Raw genomic sequence first — 20,365 nt, 5'->3', positions numbered from 1 at the left:
CCTGACCACCGTGACACCCGGGCGTCCTCCCGCCCTCACCGGGCCCGCGGTCTGCCGATGACGTCGGAGCCGGCGGCGTACTAGATCGGTTCTCCGGGGTAGGGGGCGTACGCGATGGGAGGCGGTACGGGATGCCGGAGGACAGTGAGCACAGGGGCGAGCGCGGGCGGCCGTCCGCGGACTACCGGGGTCAGGCGACCGCCGACTACCTGGCCGTCAAGCTGAGCGAGCTCGCCCGCCGCCTGCGGGAGGGAGACGGTGTCCAGGAGACGCTGGACGCCATCGTGCGGGCGGGGGTCGACACGATCGCGGGCGCCGAGCACGCGGGAGTGACCGTCGTGCGGCGGCGCAGAATGGTGGAGACCAAGGCCGCCACCGGCGAGGTGGTCCGGGAGGCGGACCGCGCCCAGTACGAGACCGGCCAGGGCCCATGCTTGGACGCCATCTATCAGCAACGCACGGTGCGGGTGTCCGACATGAGGTCCGAGCGTCGCTGGCCCGCGTTCGTCGAGAAGGCGCGGGGGCTCGGTGTGAGGAGCATGCTGTCGTTCCAGCTGTACGTCCATGAGGACAACCTGGGCGCGCTCAACCTCTACGCCGGCCGCCCGGACGCCTTCGGCGACGAGTCCGAGCACGTGGGCCTGCTGTTCGCCGCGCACGCCGCGGTCGCCGTGTCCGGCGCCCAGCAGGAGGAGCACCTGACCCTGGCCGTCGCCATGCGCGACCTCATCGGCCAGGCCAAGGGCATCCTCATGGAGCGTCACCGGCTCACCGCCGACCAGGCGTTCACGTTACTGGTCAGCGCCAGCCAGCAGACCAACACCAAGCTGGCCGACATCGCCCGGCACCTGGTGGACACCGGGGAACTCGCCGGGCGCAGGACCGGTCAGCCGGCCGGCGACGCGGCGCGCGGCGCGGGCACGTAGGAGGACGGGAGACCGGACCACTCCAGCAGCCCCACGATGTCGAGGACGCGGCGGACGATCCGGCTGGCGTCGACGACGGCGAGCCGGCACCGCAGCCGCTCGGCGTCCTGCCGGCTCATCAGCAGGGTGCTGACCCCGCGCGCGTCGAAGAAGGTGACGGCGGACAGGTCGAGGTCGATGCGGGCGGGCTGGTGGCGGCGCAGGCCGTCGACGACGGCGTGCCGCAGTGCGGCGGCGGTGAGGGTCTCGACCTCTCCGCAGGCTCTGATCGTGAGGCTTCCCGGCTGTGCGCCGGGGGTCGTGATGATGGACAGCCGCGAGAAGGCCGTCGGGAGGGAGAGGGCGAACAGGTCGGGGTCGATGTTCAGCTCCGATGTAGGTACCGGTCGCGTCCCCTCACTGCTGAAGGCCAGGACCAATCCTTCTACCCTATCCGCTGTCCCGTCCGCTAAACCCCGTCCACTCCAAATGTCGTCCGCCAGGGGGTCACAGGGTGAGGATCCGGTGCCGCTGGCCGCACCACTCGACCGTCAGCACGGTGGCGTCGTCCTGGAGCAGCCCGCGATGGTATTCGAGGAGGTTCTGGATCAGCCGGCGCAGCGTCTCCGGGGCCGACACGCCGTCCGCCTCGCGGCGGACCACGAAATCGATGAAGCGCTCCAGCCCGAAGGCCTCCCCGTCCGGGCTCGGCGCCTCGACGACGCCGTCGGTGTAGAAGAGCAGCCGGTCCCCCGGTTCGAGCCGGTGGCTCAGGAGGCCGGTGCCGATCGGCAGCCCGATCCCCATCGGCGGGTCGGGTCTGCTGTCCAGGGCGGTGACCCGCCGGCCGTCGCGGATCAGCAGCGGCGGGGGGTGTCCTCGGTTGACCCAGGTCAACCGGCCCGTCCGCAGATCGAGAGCGGCCAGGATGCCGGTGACGAACCGCCCGGTGAAGTGATCGGCGATCGCCGCGTCGATGGCCTCGCTCGTCGCGGGCAGGCCCTCGCCCTTGCGGCGGCTGTTGCGGCAGGCGCCCACGGCGATGGTGGCGGTCAGCCCGGCGGAGGTGTCGTGTCCCATCGCGTCGAAGATCGACACGTGCAGGATGTCGCCGTCGACGGCGAAGTCGTAGGCGTCGCCGCCCACCTCGTAGGCGGGCTCCAGCGCGGCGCTGACCACCACCCTGTCGTTGGCGAAGGTCCCCGGCGGAAGCAGGTTCCACAGCACCTCGGCCGACAGGCTCATCGGCCGGACCCGTACCGCCCGGGCGTGGGAGTCGCTGTGCGGACGCTTGCTGACCACCAGCAGCGCCACCAGGGACGCCAGGGCCGCCAGCCGGCCGGCGAGCGGCTCGGCGGCCCGCGTGCCAAGCGGCACGTCCACGCCGAGCACCCCCACCCGCTCGGTGCCGTCCAGCAACGGCACCCACCATCGCCGCGTCCCCTCCTCCGCCACCGGGCCGCTCGCGCGCCGGGCGCGGACGATCTCCACGTCGCGGAAGGCGCGCCCCGGCACGGTGCCGTCGATCCGGATCAGCTTCGGCGGATCACCGTGCGCGTCACACTGTCCGGGCAGGGGTACGAGGTGCTGCTGCTGAAGGTCGGTGACGTAGACGACGGTCTGCGCGAAGCCCGCCCGCCGCGCGTGCTCGGCGATCCGGGCCGGAAGGTCCTCCATCACGGACAGATGGTTGACCTCCAGCAGGCCACCCAGCAGGCCACCCAGCATCCCGTCGTCATCGCTCGTCACCACGCACGCCTTCCCGAGAATTACACGCCACCCACCGTAGACGGTCATCCGGGCCGTCCCGGCTCCGCACCGGTGTGACAAGGAACGCTCCCGCGAAGCGTACGGGCGAGCGGCGCCGTGGCGGGCCCGGATCGGAGTGCTGGCCGAAAAGACCGGATCACCAAGTTTTCGGACAACGGGGACGTACGGGATGGGACGCCGGCGGCCGGTCCGGGGAGTCTTGGCCGCATGATCGAGAAGCCGACGCTCCCCCGCCCGCTGCCGTCCGTCGTCCATCGCTGGCCGACCCTGCTCGGGCTCGTCTTCGCCGCCGTGGGCCTCGCGGGCGGGGGTGACGGCCGCGGGTCGGCGTTCGTCGTCTTCGCGGCCGCGTTCATCTATCTGGCCGCGGCCGTGCTCGACAGGCCGGGCTCGGCCTGGGTGCTGTTCGTCGTCTCCCTGGTGGTGTGGCCGGTGCTGAACCTGCTCCCGGTCGAGCCCTGGCCGGGGCTGGTCGGCGGCGCGGTCACCCTGATCCTGCTCGGGCTGGCGGGGGGCCTGCCGCGCAAGCCGGCCCTGATCGCGCTGCAGGTGCCGGCCATGGCGGTCTTCGGCGGGGCGGCCGTGCTGGCGTTGTCCCTGCCCGCGCAGGCCGGCGGTCTGCTGGTCGCGGCGGCGCTGATCGGGCACGCCGCGCATGATCTGGTGGTGCTGCGGGCCAAGCAGGTGGTGGCGGTGTCGATGGCCGAGTTCTGCCTGGTCCTCGACCTGGTGCTGGGGCTGGGCCTCGTGGTGCTGGCCCTGTGGGGCTGACAGCGGGGACGTGGCGCGGGTGAGCGTGCGCGGGGCGGACGTGGCGCGGGTGAGGGTCGCACCTCAACCGGCAAATCGGTATAAGTAGGACGTCTGGCTCGCATTTCGATCATCCAGCATCATCAGGAGAAGCATGCCCCCCCGCACCCGGCTGGCACCCGCCGCCCTCGCCCTCGCCCTGATCGCCACCGGCGTGATCTCCCAGCCGGCCTCGGCCGCCGCGACCGCCACGGCGGCACCCGCGGCCGCCACGACCACCACGACCACCGCCGACCCGTTGCTGGACAAGCTCACCGCCATCCCCGGCCTGACCGTCGTCTCCGAGACCCGGCCGAGCGGCCTGCGCTTCTTCGTCCTCACCCTCGCCCAGCCGGTGGACCACCGCCGCCCCCACAAGGGCACGTTCCAGCAGCGCTTCACCCTGCTGCACCGGTCCGACGACGCCCCCGTGGTGCTCTACACCGGCGGCTACGGCCTGCCCGTCAACCCGACCGCCTCCCAGACCGAGCCGACCCGGCTGCTCGGCGCCAACCAGGTCTCGGTCGAGCACCGGTTCTTCCGCACCTCGCGGCCGGACCCGGCCGACTGGAGCAAGCTCGACATCTGGCAGGAGGCCAGCGACGAGCACCGCATCGTCCAGGCGCTCAAGACCGTCTACAGCGGCAAGTGGATCCAGACCGGCGCCAGCAAGGGCGGCATGACCTCCGTCTACCACCGCCGCTTCTACCCCGGCGACGTGGACGGCGTGGTCGCCTACGTCGCGCCGAACGACCGGGTCAACCCGGCCGACCGCGCCTACGACGAGTTCTTCGAGCAGGTGGGTGACGCCGACTGCCGGGCCGCGCTGGAGGGCGTCCAGAAGGAGGCACTCAAGCGGCGCGACAGGCTGGTGGCCAGATTCGAGGACGAGGCCGCGCGCAACGGCTACACCTTCACCCAGTCTCTCGGCAGCGCCGACCGGTCGTTCGAGATGACCGTGCTGGACGCGGTATGGGCCTTCTGGCAGTACTCCGACGTGAGCCAGTGCGCGAGCGTGCCGCCCGCCACGGCCACCGACGACGAGATCTACGACTGGATCGACACGGTCGCCGGCTTCTCGTTCTACACCGACCAGGGCATCGCCTACTACGTCCCGTACTACTACCAGGCCGCCACCCAGCTCGGCTGGCCCTCGCTGAAGTTCGGCCACCTGCGCGGCCTGATCCGTTACCCCGGGCTCTACCAGCCCAACTCGGTCATCCCCGCGGAGCTGCGCTCCCACCACGACCCGCGTCCGATGCTGGACGTCGACCACTGGGTGCGCAAGCAGTCGAGCCGGATGATGTTCGTCTACGGTGAGAACGACCCGTGGAGCGCGGAGCGGTTCACGCCCAGCGCTGACGACTCCTACCTGTACGTCGCGCCGGGCGCCAACCACGGGGCGAACATCTCCCGCCTGCCGGAGGCCGACCGCCAGGCGGCCACCGCGACCCTGCTCCGCTGGGCCGGGGTGGCGGGCGCCCAGGCGACCCAGCGTGTCGCGGCCGACATCCCGGACGACGACATGCTCCCCGGCCGCCGCACCCGCTGACCCCGCGAGGTGGGGGCCGGGTTCAGGTCCGGTCCCCCACCCGCAGGACGGCGCCGAGGTCGCGCCGGCGGACGGCGGCATGGTGGGCGTGCGCGCAGGCCAGCGCGCACAGGACCAGCCCGGCAGTCAGCGCCAGCGGCGTGAGCGGGCCCGGCGGGAAGTCGCCGACGGGCAGGCCGCCGGCGTAGGAGGACATGTCCACGCCCGGCCCCAGAGCGGCGGGCAGCCCCAGGCCCAGGGCCAGGCCCGCCAGCGCCGTGATGACGGTCAGGGGCAGCGACTCCAGCAGGGTCAGCCGTACGGCCTGCCGGTCGGACAGCCCGAGCGTGCGCAGCAGCGAGACCGCCCTGGCCCGCTCGGGCGCCCCGACGACCAGCGACAGGGCGATCGCGACCAGCGCGTACAGGCCGAGCGCCACCGTCACCACGAGCAGCGTCGTGCGGACGGTGCCGGTGAGCGGGTCGGCCCGGATGGCGGCCAGGGCCCGCTCCTGGGTCTCCACTGTGGCCGACGGGACCAGCCGCGCCAGGTCGGCGGGCGCGGCGTCACCCTTGATCAGCAGGGTGTTCGCGGCGGGCCAGGGCAGCACCTCCCGGGGCACGAGGAGGAACTGCCCGCCGGGGTCGAACCCCGGCAGCGAGTCGATCAGGCCCTGCGTGGTCAGCTCCGCCGGAGCGAGCCACATGATCTCGAAGGTGCCCCGCCCGCCCAGGCCGGGCGATAGCAGCGCGGAGGCGCTCCCCGACAGCGTGGGCAGCTCGACGGGCGCGTCGCCGACCACCCGCCGCCACTCCTCCAGCTCCACCGCGATGGCCAGGGGCCGCTCCCCCGTCGCCGTGATCTGCGCCCGTCCCGTGAGCGCGAGCGCCACCTGCTCGACCCCGGCGGCGTCGCGTACCCGGGCGATGGCGTCGGCGGGGATGTCCACGTCCGACGTCAGCTTGATCGGCGCGCCCACCTTCTGCCAGGAGGCGGCCAGCTGCGTGGCGGCGATCCCTTCCGCGATCGTCGCGGCGAACACCGACACGCTCAGCGCGGGCAGCAGGATCAGCACCGGCAGCGCGCCGGTGGAGCGCGCCCTGGCCGCCCTGGTCAGTCCCAGGAACGGCACGGCCGCCCGGCCGCTCCGGGACAGCCGGACGAGCAGCCGCAGCGGGTACGGGTAGCAGCGCATGGTGACCAGCGCGGCCGCGACCGTGAGCAGGACGGGGATCAGCAGCAGGAACGGGTCCTGCCGCGCGTCGCCGGACAGCCCCCGGGTCCGCAGCAGGTACACCCCGGCCAGCGCGAGCACGACGGCCAGCGCCTCCGACGTCAGCCGCCGTGCGGACGGCCGGGCGGCCACCACGTCGTCACGGCGCTCCGGCAGCGGCGTGCGGTGGGCGAGCACCACCCGCGTCACGGCGTAGGCCACGGCGACCACGACCACCAGTGCCGGCCCGGCATGGACGACCGGCGGCGCGGGACCGGGCAGGAGGAACGCCAGCGCGTACCCGGCCAGAGCGGCCGGCCCGACCGCGAGCGCGGTCAGCGCGGCCCCCGCGGCGGCCACCTGCCGCAGCGACCCGCCGCGCGCCCGTGCCACGGCCAGGGTGTCCGCCATCCGGTCGGTCAGCAGCCGCACGCCCAGCGCGATCACGCCGAGCGCGACCGCGAGCAGCCCGCCGAGCGTCAGGTACATCACCGTCTGCGCGGCCGACAGCGCGCCCTGGAAGTCGCCGAGCAGCGGGGAAAGCCCGGTGATCACGCGGTAGCTGGTGGTGCCGGTCCTCTCGAACGCCGGCCACCGCCTGAACTCGGCGACGGCCGCGCTGACGTCCTGCACGTCCTGCGCGCTCACGGCCCGTTCGTCGAGGGGCAGGATCCAGCGGTAGGTCAGGTTGCGCCCGATGCTTCTGAGCCCGGCCAGTCCCTCGTCGGACATCAGCGTCGTGGTGTGGAACTCCTCCGCCCCGAGCTGGGACACGACGTGGCCGACGTGCAGGATGTCCTGGTCGTGGCTCCACGCGCGGTCGCCCGGGTCCACGGCCCTGAAGACGCCGACGATCCGCACCACGGTGTGCGTGCTGTCGCCCAGCGCCCGGGTCTGGCCGACCCGCAGGCCCATCGTGCGCGTGGCCTCCTCGGCGACGCCCACCTCGATCACCGGGACGGTCGTGCCCGCGACGCTGGTGGTGGACGGCGCGCCGGGCCGGCGGCCCGCCACCCAGTCCACCCGGCGGTCGGCGTCGGACAGCCAGCCGAGGTTGACGAACGTGGTGCCGCTGGAGCCGGTCACGGGGGTGCGGACGGTCTTGGCGCTCATGTGACCGTCGGGCCGGATCAGGGGACGCAGCGTCGCCGGCAGGAACCCGCGCCAGCGCCGGTCCGCGGCCTCGAACCGCGCGCGCTCGCGCAGCTCCCCCTCCCGCACGGCCACCTCCCCGACCACCGTCAGGTCGGTCTCGACGGCGGGGGCCGCGGCCAGCGCCCGGCGCAGCGCCTCGTCGAAGGACGCCTGCGTGGTACGGGGAAGCCCCGAGACGAGCAGGCAGGCGGCCACGGTCAGCACGGCGAGCAGGACCGACGTGCCGGCGTGCGCCCGGGCGCCCAGGGGGATCCTCACCGCTCCTCCAGGGTCCGCGCGCGCCGCAGGCGCCATGCCAGCCCGGCGACGATCGCCAGCAGCATCCCCGCGACCAGCGCCAGCATCGCGGCAGTCGCCGCCGGCGGGATGTGCAGCAGCACGCCGGGCGTGACCGCCGACGCCTGCCCGGTCAGGACGAGGTTCGGGACGACCAGGTTCCCGACGGCCACGGCGAGCCCGGTGCCGGTCGCCAGCGACAGCCCGACGACGAAGGCCTGCTCCGTCACCAGCAGCCCGAACAACTGGCGGGGGCCGGCGCCGAGTGCCCGAAGGACGGCGAACTCGGCCCCGCGTTGCCGCGCCGCGACCACGGCGTTCGCCAGGAACCCGAGCAGCGCGAAGCCCAGCGCCCCGGCGAAGCCCAGGATCAGCGCCCCCTGCAGCCCGCCGGCCAGCGGGTCGTCCCGCAGCTTCGCGGTCAGCTCCCGCCGGTCGGTCACGGTCACGTCCCATTGGGGGTTCGCGCGCAGGATCTCCCTGGCCGGCGCGGTGTCGCGGACGGCGAGCCACCATTCGGCCGCCGGCAGGGGCGGCTGCGCCGCGGCCAGTTCGCGGGCCTGCAACGTCTCCCAGTCGGCGAGCAGCGCCTGCTGGCCGGGGGCGCTCGTCGGCATGCTCGCCACCACGCCGGCCACGGTGACCGGCACGACCCGGCCGGCGACGGTGGCGGGGCCGGTCTGCCCCGCCTCCAGCTTGAGCGAGGCGGCCAGACCGGCGGTGAGCACGACGGGCAGCGGTCCGGGCTCCCGCGGCGACACGAAGGCCGGGGGCACCGGCACGTCCCTTCCGTCCGCGCTCAGCCCGGCCAGCCTCAGCCCGGCGGCCGGATCCGCGACCAGGCCGCGCACCGCCAGCGGGTACGTGATCTTCCCGGCCCGCCCGGCCGCCGCCGCCAGGTCGAGCTCGATCCGGTTCCCGCCCGCCCGCAGCCCGCCGAGCGGCAGATCGATCCACACGCCCAGGGCGTCCGACAGCACCAGCCGCGCCGGAGCGGGAGCCGGGGCCTCGACCCGCACGGTGAGCGTGCCCGGCCGTCCGGGCAGGTCCAGCCTGCCCGCCAGGTCGCCGGGCAGCGCCCGCGCCAGCCGCGCGACCGGCTGTGCCGACAGGTCGGGACGCAGGTCGAACAGTTCGCCGAGCGCGCCGGCGTCGAGCCCGAGCAGCAGCGCGGGCTCGCCGTTCACCTCCGTCTGCCGGCGCAGCCCCGGGGAGGCCGCGGTGACGCCGGGCAGCGCGGTGAACGCCGTGCCCCGTCCGAGCACCCCCAGCTCCGACCCGGCGGACGGCCCGGACAGGCGCAGGTCGGCGCCCGCCTGGTGGGCGGCCTGGTCGAGCTGCGAGGCCCGCCAGGTGGAGACGGTGGCCATGGACAGGATGCCGATGGCGACGGCCATGGTGAGCAGCAGCGCGGGGCCCGCGTACGTGAGCGGCCGCCTGCTGACCTGCCAGGTTCCCAGCGCGGGGGCGAGCGTGGGCCTCCGGGCCGTCAGCCGCTCGGCCAGCCGCGACACCCGCGGCACCAGCCGCACGCCCAGCATGCCGCCTGCGAGCAGGGCCAGCGCCGGGCCGGAGACGATGAGCGGGTCGATGCCGAGCCCGCCCGCCGCCGTCGCGGTGACCGGCGCGCCATAGCGCCGCAGCTGCCAGACCGCCAGCGCGGCCACCGCCAGCAGCGCCAGGTCCGCGCCCGCCTTCTCGATCAGCCCGCGCACCCCGCGGCCGCGCGCCGACTGCTCCTCCACGTACGTGCGCCGCGTGCCCGCCAGGGACGGCAGGGCCAAGAGCGCGGCGGCGCCCAGGGCCACGCCGGACGACACGAGGAAGGCGCCGGGATCGACCGGCGGCGCGAGGCTCACCCCTGAGGTCCTGATCCACGGCAGCTGATGGACCAGCGCGAGCAGCGGCGGGCCGAGGAACGGCGCGACGACCGCGCACGGGACCGCGACCAGCAGCGCCTCACCCGCCGCCAGCGCCGTCAGGCGCACCGTGCCCGCCCCGCGCGAGCGCAGCAGCGCCACCTCCATGCGGCGGTGGTCGGCGAGCAGCCGCGCGGTCAGAATCAGCGCGTACGCGGCCAGCGTCAGCACCTGCAGCACCGGGATCAGCATGGTCGATCGGGCCACCAGGGACGCGGTGGCGAGCTGGGTGAGCAGGCCCGGCAGGCCGCCGGCGGTCAGGCAGTTCACGCAACCGGCCGCCGCCAGCCGTTCGCGGGTGCGCTCGATCTCCGCCGCCAGGGGGCGCAGCCGCTCGACCGTCAGCGCGCCGAAGTCCGGCTCCGCCGTCCAGGTGGCCCGCACGTTGGTGGCGAAGCGCGCGAGGAACGTCTCCTCGGCCACGATCAGCGGGCCGTACGTGGTGTAGTCGCCGTGCTCGACGCCCCTGCTCAGCAGCTCCTCCCCCGCCCAGCGCCCGTGCGCGGGGTCGTCGAGCAGGAAGACGCCGACGACGCGCACCGTGACCGGGCGGCGGTCGAGCCGCCCCTCGGTGACGAACTCGCGCCCGGGTTCGAACCCGGTGGCCGAGGCCACCGGCTGCGAGATCACCGCCTCGACGACGGTTCCTCCGGTCTCGGGCCATCGGCCCGAGACCAGCCGGCCGTGCCGGTCGAGCCCGTCGTGGCTGGCGAACCTGAGCAGCTCGGGCTGCTTCTCGCCGTCCTGGCCCGGCATGACGTACGAGTCGGAGCGCAGGCTGGTGGTGAGGGCGGGGAGCGCGGTGTGGACCGCGGTGAGATCGTCGCGCACGGCGCGGTCGTACCGCTGGAAGGTCTCGGCGTTGACCAGTGCGCTGACCGTGGTGGTGGTCTCGCGGTACGGGGCCGTCTCCAGCACCCGGCGGACGCCGGCGTCCCCGATGGAGGAGACGTACATCGTCAGCGCCACGAGCGTGGTGGTCGCGAGGAGGATCGACCCGAACGCGGCCAGGAGGAGCAGCGGCTCGCTGAACGCCCGCACGACGACCAGCGGCACGCGCATCCATCCCCCTCACCCCGTCGCCCCGACTTTCGGGGAGCGGCGCGGTGGCGTGCAAGGGTGATCGCCGCAACGGTGACGCATCTGATATGCGCGTGTGATGCCGGAACCGTGACAAGGGGCGGCGCCCCTGGCCGGGGGCATCAGGCGGCCAGGCGTTGCTCGACGGCGGCCAGGCGCCGCTCCACCTCGGCCAGCCGGTCGGCGGCGGGGCGGCTGTGCAGCAGGTCGGCCAGCTGGTCGGCCTCCCGCTGGTCGAGCCGCAGGGTGTGCGCCGGGGTGTCGGGGTCGGCCTGGTCGTAGAGCAGGAGGGTGCGTCCCGTCTCCGTGACGATGACGGCGAGGTGCTCACCTCGCACGGTGTCGCCGTGGTGCACGGTGCCGGTGCCGGGGACGGTGTGGTGCGTGAGTTTCACGGTTTCTCCTTTCACGTCGGGCCGGTGGCGGGGGCTTCTAGGCGGGCGCGGTCGCCGGGCGGGCCCCGGGGCTGGGTCGTCCACGACCGCCATGGCCCCGGCCCGCACCCGCACGCTGACGCCGTCACGGGTGACCGCCTCCCTGCCGAACAGGTCCAGGCCCGCGAGCCGCTCGTCCTCGCCGACGACGCGCAGCGTCCGCGAGCCGATCAGGGCCGCCGGCAGGAGGCCCGCGACGACCCACACTCCGGGCTCCACCGTGGTGAGCGCCTGCCAGGTGGAGGCCGTCTGACCGCCCAGGGCGAACATGTCCTCATCCCCATCGACATTCGTCGGTGCGGAGAACCGTCATCTGGTCCATCCACTTACCAGTCTGACGGGGACTTCACCGGGGCGCCATCAGGGGTGACACCCATTTCCGGGGGTGAGCGGCATGTAAATGAGGGTGTGCGGAGATGGGGCCGCCCGGCCCGGCACACTCGTTATTTCCGGATATTACTGCCTTGAGCCACATATCGCGCGAGATGGTCGATCACCTCGCGGGCGTCGGACTCGATGCCGTGGATGAACGTGGACCTGCGCCGCCGCAGCACCGGCAGCCCCAGCGCGTACATCCCCGGGCCGTCCACCACGCCGCCGTCATGGCGCAGCCGGCCCTTCTCGTCGACCACGGGCACGTCGAGCCACCCGTAGTCGGGACGGAACCCCGTCGCCCACACGATCGAGCGGATCTCCCCGCCGCGCAGGTCGAGCTGGAGCCGCGCCGACGCGGGCACGGCGGTCGGCGCGAACCGCTCGGGCGGGCCCACCTCGGCGTCGCGGCCGGTCGCCCCGGCCCACTCGTCGAACGTGCCGAGCAGGCGTTCCATCTTGAGGTCCGCGAGCGAGAAGACGTTGCGCAGGCCGCCGGAGAACAGCGCCCGGCCGTCGCGGACGGCCGCCCACCGGCCCACGAGCTCGACGCCCATGGCGGTGAGCGCGTTGAGATCGAGGGTCGTGCGCTCCGGGGTGCCGACGAGCTGGGGGGAGGGCAGCCGCCGGGCCCGCGTCAGGTCCTCGACCTCGTCGTAGCGCTGGTCCCACACACCCGAGGCGTCCATCCACCACAGCACGTCGCGGCCCCGGTAGGTGCGCGGCAGCCGCACGTGCTCCCCCACCGAGAGGATCACCGGCCGGCCCGACCGCCGCAGCTCGGCGGCCAGCTGGACGCCGGTCGCGGACGCCCCGACGACGAGCACGCCGCCGTCGGGGAGCTGACCGGGTTCGCGGTAGCCGAACGGCGTGAGCTGCTCGACGGACGAGGGCACCGCCTCGTGGAACGGCGGCACCACCGGCCGGTTGCACGCCCCGCTCGCGATGACCACCGTCCGGCAGCCGATCTCGCCGCCGCTCGTCGTCACGTGGTAGCCGCCGGCCGCGGGCCGTACGGACGTGACCTCGGTACGGGTCCTGACGGGCGCGCGCGAGACGGCGGCGAAGCGCTCGACGAAGCCGGTGACCTCGTCCATGGTCATGTAGCCGTCGGGGTCCTGGCCCTCGTAGGACAGGCCCGGCAGGCGGGTCTGCCAGTTGGGGGTCAGCAGCCGGAAGGAGTCCCAGCGTTCGCGCCGCCAGGAGTTGGCCACCTCGCCGCGTTCGAGCACGACGTGGTCGATGGACCGTTCCGTGAGGAAGTGGCTCGCGGCGAGGCCCGCGTGCCCCGCTCCGACGACGACTGCGGTGAAGCGCTCGATGATCGTCCGGCCTCTCAGGCGACCTCGACGGTGACGTCCGTCGGGTTGGTGAGGGCGTCGAACACGGCGGAGCGCTTCTGGGACTGCGCCACCAGGGCCTCGATCTCCTGCTTCGAGGCGTCGGCGTCGATGGTGAAGGTCACCTTGATGCCGTTGAAGCCGTTGCGCACGTCACTGTCGGCGCCGAGGATGCCGCGGATGTCGTGGGCGCCCTCCAGCGTCGCCTCGACGGAGCGGAGCTGGATGCCGCGGTTCTGCGCGACGGACGCCACGCCCGCGGTCAGGCAGCTCGCCAGGCCGACGAGGAGGTACTCGATCGGCGTGATGCCGTTGTCCTCGGCCGCGAACACCTCGGGGTGGTCGGCGTCGAACACCGTCTCGGTCTTGTGGCTCTGCTCCTGGCCGAGGCCGAAGTACTCCTTGACCGTCGTGGTGCTGTGGACGCCGTTGCGCCACTTGGTGGTCGCCCGCCACACGAACTGCGCGGCCTCGGGCGAGCCCTTGAGCGCCTCGCGCGCGTCCAGCAGCGCCTGTACGTTCACTCCGTTGGCGGCGGTGGTCATGTCGCACCCCTTCCGGCTTCATGGAATACCGATAGGTATTTGACCATACACAGGCCGTGGTGGCTACCATGGGCCCCATGTCCCAGCCAGCCCCGGCGATCCCCGCAAGCCCAGCCGGCCCGGCCGGCCCGGCCGGCAGTGTCGGCGTCGTGGAGACGCGGTACCTCGACCTCCCCCGGCCGGTACGGCTCGACTGCGGCCGGGAGCTGCACCCCGTCCGCGTCGCGTACGAGACCTACGGCACGCTCGCCCCCGAGCGCGACAACGTGATCCTGGTGTGCCACGCGCTCAGCGGCGACGCCCACGCGGCCGGCCTGTCGAAGGCGCCGGCCGCGGAGAGCGCGCGCGACGGGTTCGGCGCCGAGGAGCGCGACGGCGGGCGCGGCCAGGGGCTCGGCTGGTGGGACGGCATGATCGGTCCCGGCAAGGCGTTCGACACCGACCGCTTCTTCGTCGTCGCGACCAACCTGCTCGGCGGCTGCCGCGGGACCACGGGCCCGTCGTCGATCGACCCCGCGACGGGCGAGCCGTACGGGCCGGACTTCCCGGTGATCACGGTCGCGGACATGGTGCGGACCCAGCGCGCGTTCCTGGACGTCCTGGGCATCGAGCGGCTCGCGGCGGTGGCCGGCGGCTCGCTCGGCGGGATGCAGGCGCTGGAGTGGGCGATCCTCTTCCCCGACCAGGTCGACGCCGTGGTGGCGATCGCCAGCACGCACGCGCTCCACCCGCAGGGCGTGGCCTGGAACGCGATAGCCCGCGACGCGATCATGCGCGACCCGGCGTGGCAGGGCGGCCGCTACCACGGCACCGGCCAGGCGCCCGACGCCGGGATGGGGGTGGCGCGGATGGTCGGCCACATCACCTATCTGTCCGCGCCGGCGCTGGACGACAAGTTCGGCCGGCGGCTGCAGTTCGCCGACGACCTGCGCTACACGATCACCGAGCCGGAGTTCGAGGTGGAGAGCTACCTGCGCCACCAGGCCGCCTCGTTCGTCAAGCGCTTCGACGCCAACACCTACCTCTACACCTCGCGCGCCCTGACCTACTTCGACCTCGCGCGGCAGCACGGCGGCGGCTCGCTCGCGCGGGCGCTCGAAGGCGTCTCGGCGCGCACGCTGCTGATCGCCTTCAGCTCCGACTGGCTCTATCCGCCGTCGGCGTCGCGGGAGGTCGAGCAGGCGCTGCGCGCCCTCGGCAAGCCGGTCGAGCTCCAGGTGATCGACGCGCCGTACGGTCATGACTGCTTCCTGCTGGAGGAAGCGCGACAGACGCCCATCATCCGCCGGTTCCTGGCCGCGTGACATGGAAGAGGCTTTCGTGACCGACCATCTCCCCCGTGCCGAGCAGGCCCGCGCGTTCGGGTTCGACACCCGGCAGTTGCACGCCGGGCAGCGGCCCGATCCCAACACCGGCGCCCGCGCGGTGCCGATCTTCCAGACGACCAGCTACGTCTTCGAGGACCCGGAATCCGCGGCGGCCTACTTCAACCTGCAGGAGTACGGCAACACCTACTCGCGCATCATGAACCCGACCGTCGCGGTGTTCGAGGAGCGGGTGGCGAACCTCGAAGGCGGCAGCGGCGCGGTCGCGTTCGCCAGCGGCATCGCCGCGCAGGCGGCCGCCCTGTTCACGCTGCTGGAGCCGGGCGACCACGTGGTGTCGTCCTCGGCGCTCTACGGCGGGACGGTGAACCAGCTCAAGCACCTGCTGCGCAAGATGAACGTGGAACTCACCTGGGTCGACCCGGACGACCCCGACGCCTGGCGGCAGGCGGTCACGCCCCGCACCAAGGCGTTCTTCGGCGAGACGATCGGCAACCCCGCGGGCAACGTGCTCGACATCGAGACCGTGGCGGCCATCGCGCACGAGCACGAGCTGCCGCTGATCGTCGACAACACGTTCGCGACCCCGTACCTGTGCCGCCCGATCGAGTGGGGCGCCGACATCGTGATCCACTCGGCGACCAAGTTCATCGGCGGCCACGGCACCAGCATCGGCGGCGTCGTCGTCGAGGCCGGCACGTTCGACTGGTCCAACGGGCGCTTCCCGGTGATCGCGGACCCGTCGCCCGCCTACCACGGCCTGAGGTTCCACGAGACGTTCGGCATGTACGGCTATCTGATGAAGCTCCGCGCCGAGACCCTGCGCGACCTCGGCGCGGCGCTCTCGCCGTTCAACGCCTTCCTGTTCCTGCAGGGGCTGGAGACGCTCTCGCTGCGGATGGACCGCCACGTCGCCAACGCGCGGGCGGTCGCGGCGTTCCTGGAGGCGCACGAGCTGGCGTCCGGCGTGACGTACGCCGGCCTGCCGGAGAGCCGATACCGGCCGCTGGCGGACAAGTACCTGCCGCGCGGCGCCGGGGCGGTGTTCTCCTTCGACTGCGCCGGCGGGCGGGCCGGCGGGCAGGGCCTCATCGGCGGCCTGACGCTCTGGTCCCACCTGGCGAACGTCGGCGACGCCAAGAGCCTGGTCATCCACCCGGCCAGCACCACCCACCGCCAGCTCGGCGACGACGAACTGCGGGCGGCCGGCGTCGGACCGGGCACGGTGCGGCTGTCGGTGGGCCTCGAATCCGTCGACGACCTCATCTGGGACCTGGAACAGGGCTTCGCCCGGGTCGCGGCCGCCACGGGCGGGAAGGCGGCCACGGCATGAACGTCCCCGACCGCTACCAGGACCCGCTGACGATCCAGCGCGTGCTCCACTCCACCCGGACGATCGCGGTCGTGGGCCTGTCGAACAACGAGCTGCGGGCCAGCTACTTCGTCGGCTACTACCTCAGGCGTCACGGCTACCGGGTGATCCCGGTGAACCCCCGCGAGCCCGAGATCCTCGGCGAGACCAGCTACCCGAGCCTGCTCGACGTGCCCGTGCCGGTCGACCTCGTGAACGTCTTCCGCGCGCCGTCCGCGCTGCCGGGCATCGCGCGGGAAGCCGTGTCGATCGGGGCGGGCGCCCTGTGGACCCAGTTCGGCGTGGTCGACGAGGAAGGCGCCGCGATCGCCGAGGACGGCGGCCTGACGGTGATCATGGATCGCTGCGTCAAGGTGGAGCACGCCCGCTACGTGGGCCGGATGCACTGGCTCGGCTTCAACACCCAGCGCATCACGTCCGTGCGCGGCGGGCTCCAGTAGCCCGCCGCGCCCGCGCCGCGCTCCGGGTCAAGATGCCGATGACCGGTCGTGAGGTACGCTGAGGGTACCGAGGACTTTTCGCGCGTCGACTCCAGGTCTGCGTCGCCCCCGGCGAACCACTACCGGCCCACCGGGGCCCGGACGGGGTCAGGCGACCATGTTCCGACGCTTCTTTCTTCATTCGCACCGCTCGTCCCGGCCGCTCGGGCCGGGCCTCGCCGCCTTCCCGCCGGACCGGCGAGCGGTGATCACATCCGGCTTCGCGACCGGCCGAAGCCCGGCGACGTCCGCATTCCGTCCCGTCGCCCGCGACACGACCGCAGGAGGTACGACGAAGGACCGGCCCGCACGCGCCTCATCCGTTCCAGCATCCCAAGGAGATCTGATGATCACCAAGGACACCGTCCCGCTCGGCGGCACGGGCGCCTCGACGCTCGTCCACCTGTCGGGCGACATCGACATCCTCACCGCGGCGCGGCTCCAGCAGCAACTGCTCAACGCCCTGTGCTACAGCACCGGCCGGCTCGTCCTGGACCTGTCCCAGGTGACCTTCTTCGGCGCCGACGGGCTGAGCGTGCTGATCAGCGTGCAGAGCCGCGCCCGCGCCCGCGGCGTCACCCTCGTCCTGACCGGCGTCCCGCCGCGCGTCTCCAGACTGCTGCGCATCACCGGGCTCGACGGCCACTTCCCCGTCAAGGTGTGACGCGCCGCCACGGCCGGGCCGCCTCGCGCCCGGCCGCGAGCCTGGCGGCTTCGTGGCCGGGTTCGATTCCCTCGACCAGGGTCGCCGCGCCGCCGATGTGGCCGGTGCGCGGCGGGATCTCCTGGTAGGCGGGCGAGCCGTACCAGGCGCGTGTCGCCGGACTCGGCGATGACGACGGCCCCCGGCCACTCGCCCGGGTCGACGGCGCTTCCGCGGACCGGGGACAGGCCGCCGTACGGGTGCGCTCCGGGGACGTCAGGACGTCGGCGTGCCCATGGTCTCCAGGCGGGCCGTCGCGCAGGCGCTCATCGCTCTCTCCGTCTCTCTCGCTGACCACGGACTCGACCAGCGGCAACGGCCGCACGAACGTCCGAGGCAAGGGCGCCCGCGACCCTCGGCGCCCGCCCTGAACACCGGCCCTCACGTCGCCGACGGGACGGAAAAACCGGGTGACATGACGCGGGGGATGCCGCATCGTGGGCGCGGCCGACGAGATTTGTCGGTGGCGACGGTCATCCTTTCCATGACGATGACTTCTCGCGCGGAAGAGGGCCGGGGCTCCGGCCCTCGCCGTGTTCCCCCGAAGACCCGAGACGACCCACGAGGTGCCATGTCCAGCCGACTGCTCGACCCGCCCGCCAGACCCGAGGCACATGCCCGGGGACGCACACCACCGGTGATCCGGCTGCTGGTGCTCGCCACGTTCGTGGTCATTCTCAACGAGACGATCATGATCAACGCGATCCCCCAGTTGATGACCGCGTTGCACATCACCGAGCAGACCGCGCAGTGGCTCTCGACCGCCTTCATGCTCACCATGGCCGCGGTGATCCCCATCACGGGGTGGTTCCTGCAGCGGGTGCCCACCCGCCGCGCCTACGCCACCGCGATGGGCCTGTTCCTGGCCGGCACCGCCCTGGCCGTCGTCGCGCCGTCGTTCGAGGTGCTCCTGGGCGCCCGCATCGTCCAGGCGTCCGGGACCGCCGTGATGATGCCCCTGCTGATGACCACGCTGATGCAGGTCGTGCCGCAGGAGGACCGGGGCCGGGTGATGGGCAACGTCACCCTGGCCATCTCGGTCGCGCCCGCGATGGGGCCGACGGTCTCCGGGGTGATCCTCCAGTTCGGCTCCTGGCGCCTGCTGTTCGCCGTGGTGCTGCCCATCGCCGCCCTGATCACCTGGCAGGGACTGAAGCGGCTGGAGAACGTCGGCACCCCCGAGGCCGGCGGCATCGACTGGTTCAGCGTGGTCACCGCCGCGGCCGGCTTCGGCGGCCTGGTCTACGGCCTCAGCCGGTTCGAGGGCGGTGACGCCCGCGTCGCCGCCTCGATCACGGCGGCCGGGCTGGTCACCATCGCCGTCTTCGTGCTCCGCCAGCTGCGGCTGCAGAAGCGCGGCGTCCCGCTGCTGGACCTGCGCACCCTGCGCCACCGCACCTACACGGTCGCGCTGATCATGATGGCCGTGGCCTTCATGGCGATGCTCGGCTCGATGATCCTGCTGCCGCTCTACCTGCAGAGCGTCCGCGGGCTCAGCGCCCTGGAGACCGGGCTGCTGGTGATGCCGGGCGGCCTCGCGATGGGGCTGCTGGGCCCGGCCGTCGGCCGCCTGTTCGACCACTACGGCGGCCGGGTGCTCGTCATCCCCGGCTCGATCGGGGTCATGCTGGCGCTCGCGGGCTTCACCCAGGTCTCGATGACCATGCCCTACTGGCAGATCCTCGGCCTGCACGCGCTGCTGTCGGTGAGCCTGGCGGCGACCTTCACCCCGGTGTTCACCCTCGGGCTCGGCGCGGTGCCCTCGCGGCTCTACTCCCACGGCAGCTCGATCCTGAGCACGCTCCAGCAGGTCGCCGCGGCCTTCGGCACCGCGCTCATGATCACCGTGATGAGCGCGCGCGCCGACGCGCTGAGATCGGCGGGGACCACCGACGTGCTCGCCACCCTCGGCGGCATGCGGGTGGCCTTCGTCATCGGCGCGGCGCTGTCCGTGATCGTGGTGATCACCGCGCTGCTCCTCCCGTCCCGCGCCGCCGGCCCCGCCGATCGGCACGAATCATGACGAGTCCACCCCGGCCTTGACCTGGAGCGCGCTCCAGCTCCTAGCGTGCGCGTCGACGCACCTGAGAGCCGAGGAAGGGAACGACTCACGTGAAGACCGTGCAGCTTGGCCGTACCGGCGAACAGATCAGCCAACTCGCCCTGGGTTGCATGATCATGGGTACGGTCACCCCGGAGGACGAATCCTTCGCCATCCTGGACCGCTACGCCGAGACGGGCGGCGCCTTCCTGGACACCGCCGACTGCTACGCCTGGTGGGAGCGGCGGGGCAGCCTCGGCGGCCACAGCGAGGAGCTGATCGGCCGCTGGCTGGCCAGGACCGGACGGCGCGACCGGGTGTTCCTGGCCACCAAGGGCAGCGCCGTCGTGCGCGACCTGGACGCGGTCTGGGCCGACGGCCGGCCGGACTGGGAGGTGGCCTACCGGACGTTCGTCGGGGCCGGGGCGAAGACCCTGCGGGACTCGATCGACGGCAGCCTGCGCCGGCTGGGCACCGACCACGTCGATCTGTACTACGTCCACGTCGACGACCGGGCCACGCCTCTGGAGGAGACGCTGGAGGCGCTGGCCGGCATCGTGCGGGCGGGCAAGGCCCGCTACATCGGCTGGTCGAACGCGCGGACCTGGCGGCTGGAGCGCATCCGGCAGCTGTGCGCGGCGAACGGCTGGCCGGCCCCGGTCGCGCTCCAGCAGCAGCACTCCTACCTGCGCCGCCGGGCCGGGCTGCGGCACGTCTCGATCGTGGACGACGAGCAGCTCGACTACCTGGCGGCGCACGACGACCTGACGCTGGTCGCGTACTCCCCGATACTCAAGGGCGTCTATGACGACGCGGCCAAGCGGCGGGGGCACGGCGCGATGGAGCCGTACGCCGGGCCGGACGCCGAGGCGCGGCTCGCCGCCGTCGCCGAGGTGGCCGCGGAGGTGGGAGTGACGCCGAACACCTTGGTGCTCGCGTGGCTGCTGCACCAGACGTCGCCTTCGGTCGTGCCGCTGATCGGTCCGCGCACGCTCGGACAGTTCGAGGCGGCGCTGCCCGCGCTGGACGTCCGGCTCACCGCCGACCAGCTCGCCCGCCTCGACGCGGCGGGCGCCTGACGACGACCCGGACGCCGCCCCCGCCGGCGCGGGCGGA

17 protein-coding genes are annotated in these 20,365 nt (G+C 73.3%); 9 read left to right on the top strand and 8 right to left on the bottom strand.

The window, feature by feature from the left end:
• Positions 1-131 precede the first annotated feature (131 nt).
• Positions 132-926 carry a GAF and ANTAR domain-containing protein gene (locus ACQEUU_RS14655; protein WP_433065672.1) on the top strand — a complete coding sequence of 265 codons (795 nt, stop codon included), beginning with the start codon at positions 132-134 and terminating at the stop codon, positions 924-926.
• Here ACQEUU_RS14655 and ACQEUU_RS14650 read toward each other — a convergent pair.
• Together ACQEUU_RS14650 and ACQEUU_RS14645 are read right to left on the bottom strand one after the other, a co-directional pair.
• Positions 887-1,345, bottom strand: a complete 459-nt coding sequence (locus ACQEUU_RS14650) for an STAS domain-containing protein (RefSeq protein WP_433065670.1) — start codon at positions 1,343-1,345, stop codon at positions 887-889. The two genes, ACQEUU_RS14655 and ACQEUU_RS14650, sit on opposite strands and share 40 nt — an antisense overlap.
• 67 nt (positions 1,346-1,412) lie before the next feature.
• On the bottom strand, positions 1,413-2,654 hold the full coding sequence (locus ACQEUU_RS14645) for a PP2C family protein-serine/threonine phosphatase (RefSeq protein WP_433065667.1): 1,242 nt from the start codon (positions 2,652-2,654) through the stop codon (positions 1,413-1,415).
• Between the two features lie 228 nt (positions 2,655-2,882).
• Between ACQEUU_RS14645 and ACQEUU_RS14640 the strand changes: the two genes are divergently transcribed.
• Together ACQEUU_RS14640 and ACQEUU_RS14635 are read left to right on the top strand one after the other, a co-directional pair.
• A complete protein-coding gene (locus ACQEUU_RS14640; protein ID WP_433065665.1) occupies positions 2,883-3,446 on the top strand; it encodes a hypothetical protein in 564 nt (187 codons plus the stop codon).
• Between the two features lie 133 nt (positions 3,447-3,579).
• Positions 3,580-5,016, top strand: coding sequence for a S28 family serine protease (locus tag ACQEUU_RS14635; RefSeq protein ID WP_433065662.1), 1,437 nt, complete (start codon positions 3,580-3,582; stop codon positions 5,014-5,016).
• 22 nt (positions 5,017-5,038) lie between these two features.
• Here the strand turns inward: ACQEUU_RS14635 and ACQEUU_RS14630 are convergent, their stop codons facing one another.
• The 5 genes from ACQEUU_RS14630 to ACQEUU_RS14610 form a co-directional block, all read right to left on the bottom strand.
• On the bottom strand, positions 5,039-7,621 hold the full coding sequence (locus ACQEUU_RS14630; RefSeq protein ID WP_433065659.1) for an FtsX-like permease family protein: 2,583 nt from the start codon (positions 7,619-7,621) through the stop codon (positions 5,039-5,041).
• On the bottom strand, positions 7,618-10,620 hold the full coding sequence (locus ACQEUU_RS14625; RefSeq protein WP_433065656.1) for an FtsX-like permease family protein: 3,003 nt from the start codon (positions 10,618-10,620) through the stop codon (positions 7,618-7,620). The genes ACQEUU_RS14630 and ACQEUU_RS14625 overlap by 4 nt, the downstream gene beginning before the upstream one ends.
• A gap of 140 nt (positions 10,621-10,760) precedes the next feature.
• Entirely contained in the window at positions 10,761-11,342 is a 582-nt protein-coding gene (locus tag ACQEUU_RS14620; RefSeq protein WP_433065653.1) for a hypothetical protein, read from the bottom strand.
• A gap of 173 nt (positions 11,343-11,515) precedes the next feature.
• A complete protein-coding gene (locus tag ACQEUU_RS14615; protein WP_433071842.1) occupies positions 11,516-12,766 on the bottom strand; it encodes an NAD(P)-binding domain-containing protein in 1,251 nt (416 codons plus the stop codon).
• A 14-nt stretch (positions 12,767-12,780) separates the two neighbouring features.
• A complete protein-coding gene (locus ACQEUU_RS14610) occupies positions 12,781-13,329 on the bottom strand; it encodes an OsmC family protein (protein WP_270153508.1) in 549 nt (182 codons plus the stop codon).
• Positions 13,330-13,406: 77 nt separating this feature from the next.
• Between ACQEUU_RS14610 and metX the strand changes: the two genes are divergently transcribed.
• The 4 genes from metX (at position 13,407) to ACQEUU_RS14590 (ending at position 17,169) form a co-directional block, all read left to right on the top strand.
• Positions 13,407-14,633: a homoserine O-acetyltransferase MetX gene (metX, locus tag ACQEUU_RS14605; RefSeq protein WP_433065649.1), complete on the top strand. Its 1,227-nt coding sequence runs from the start codon at positions 13,407-13,409 to the stop codon at positions 14,631-14,633.
• 16 nt (positions 14,634-14,649) lie between these two features.
• Entirely contained in the window at positions 14,650-15,987 is a 1,338-nt protein-coding gene (locus ACQEUU_RS14600; protein ID WP_433065647.1) for an O-acetylhomoserine aminocarboxypropyltransferase/cysteine synthase family protein, read from the top strand.
• Positions 15,984-16,466 carry a CoA-binding protein gene (locus ACQEUU_RS14595; RefSeq protein ID WP_433065644.1) on the top strand — a complete coding sequence of 161 codons (483 nt, stop codon included), beginning with the start codon at positions 15,984-15,986 and terminating at the stop codon, positions 16,464-16,466. Before ACQEUU_RS14600 ends, ACQEUU_RS14595 begins: the two co-directional genes overlap by 4 nt.
• A gap of 385 nt (positions 16,467-16,851) precedes the next feature.
• Positions 16,852-17,169, top strand: a complete 318-nt coding sequence (locus ACQEUU_RS14590; RefSeq protein WP_433065641.1) for an STAS domain-containing protein — start codon at positions 16,852-16,854, stop codon at positions 17,167-17,169.
• Here ACQEUU_RS14590 and ACQEUU_RS14585 read toward each other — a convergent pair.
• Entirely contained in the window at positions 17,159-17,548 is a 390-nt protein-coding gene (locus ACQEUU_RS14585; RefSeq protein ID WP_433065638.1) for a hypothetical protein, read from the bottom strand. The two genes, ACQEUU_RS14590 and ACQEUU_RS14585, sit on opposite strands and share 11 nt — an antisense overlap.
• A 231-nt stretch (positions 17,549-17,779) precedes the next feature.
• On the opposite strand from ACQEUU_RS14585, the gene ACQEUU_RS14580 reads away from it, so the two are divergent.
• Positions 17,780-19,231, top strand: coding sequence for an MDR family MFS transporter (locus ACQEUU_RS14580; protein WP_433065635.1), 1,452 nt, complete (start codon positions 17,780-17,782; stop codon positions 19,229-19,231).
• Between the two features lie 89 nt (positions 19,232-19,320).
• Complete coding sequence (locus tag ACQEUU_RS14575) at positions 19,321-20,328, top strand: aldo/keto reductase (RefSeq protein WP_433065633.1); 1,008 nt, start codon at positions 19,321-19,323, stop codon at positions 20,326-20,328.
• The last annotated feature ends 37 nt before the right edge of the window (positions 20,329-20,365 follow it).

The sequence above is a fragment of the Nonomuraea sp. CA-218870 genome (genome assembly GCF_050936535.1).
In the GTDB taxonomy this organism is placed as follows: Bacteria; Actinomycetota; Actinomycetes; order Streptosporangiales; family Streptosporangiaceae; genus Nonomuraea; species Nonomuraea corallina.
The sequence above is the reverse complement of the archived record's forward strand: the minus strand, read 5'-3'. Positions and strand labels throughout refer to the sequence as shown.

Excerpts from the sequence above, each read along its gene's own strand:
- ACQEUU_RS14635 (WP_433065662.1), top strand. The coding sequence starts at position 3,580 with ATGCCCCCCCGCACCCGGCTGGCACCCGCCGCCCTCGCCCTCGCCCTG.
- ACQEUU_RS14655 (WP_433065672.1), top strand. The coding sequence starts at position 132 with ATGCCGGAGGACAGTGAGCACAGGGGCGAGCGCGGGCGGCCGTCCGCG.
- ACQEUU_RS14620 (WP_433065653.1), bottom strand. The coding sequence starts at position 11,342 with ATGTTCGCCCTGGGCGGTCAGACGGCCTCCACCTGGCAGGCGCTCACC.
- ACQEUU_RS14590 (WP_433065641.1), top strand. The coding sequence starts at position 16,852 with ATGATCACCAAGGACACCGTCCCGCTCGGCGGCACGGGCGCCTCGACG.
- ACQEUU_RS14580 (WP_433065635.1), top strand. The coding sequence starts at position 17,780 with ATGTCCAGCCGACTGCTCGACCCGCCCGCCAGACCCGAGGCACATGCC.
- ACQEUU_RS14640 (WP_433065665.1), top strand. The coding sequence starts at position 2,883 with ATGATCGAGAAGCCGACGCTCCCCCGCCCGCTGCCGTCCGTCGTCCAT.
- metX (WP_433065649.1), top strand. The coding sequence starts at position 13,407 with ATGTCCCAGCCAGCCCCGGCGATCCCCGCAAGCCCAGCCGGCCCGGCC.
- ACQEUU_RS14595 (WP_433065644.1), top strand. The coding sequence starts at position 15,984 with ATGAACGTCCCCGACCGCTACCAGGACCCGCTGACGATCCAGCGCGTG.
- ACQEUU_RS14625 (WP_433065656.1), bottom strand. The coding sequence starts at position 10,620 with ATGCGCGTGCCGCTGGTCGTCGTGCGGGCGTTCAGCGAGCCGCTGCTC.
- ACQEUU_RS14610 (WP_270153508.1), bottom strand. The coding sequence starts at position 13,329 with ATGACCACCGCCGCCAACGGAGTGAACGTACAGGCGCTGCTGGACGCG.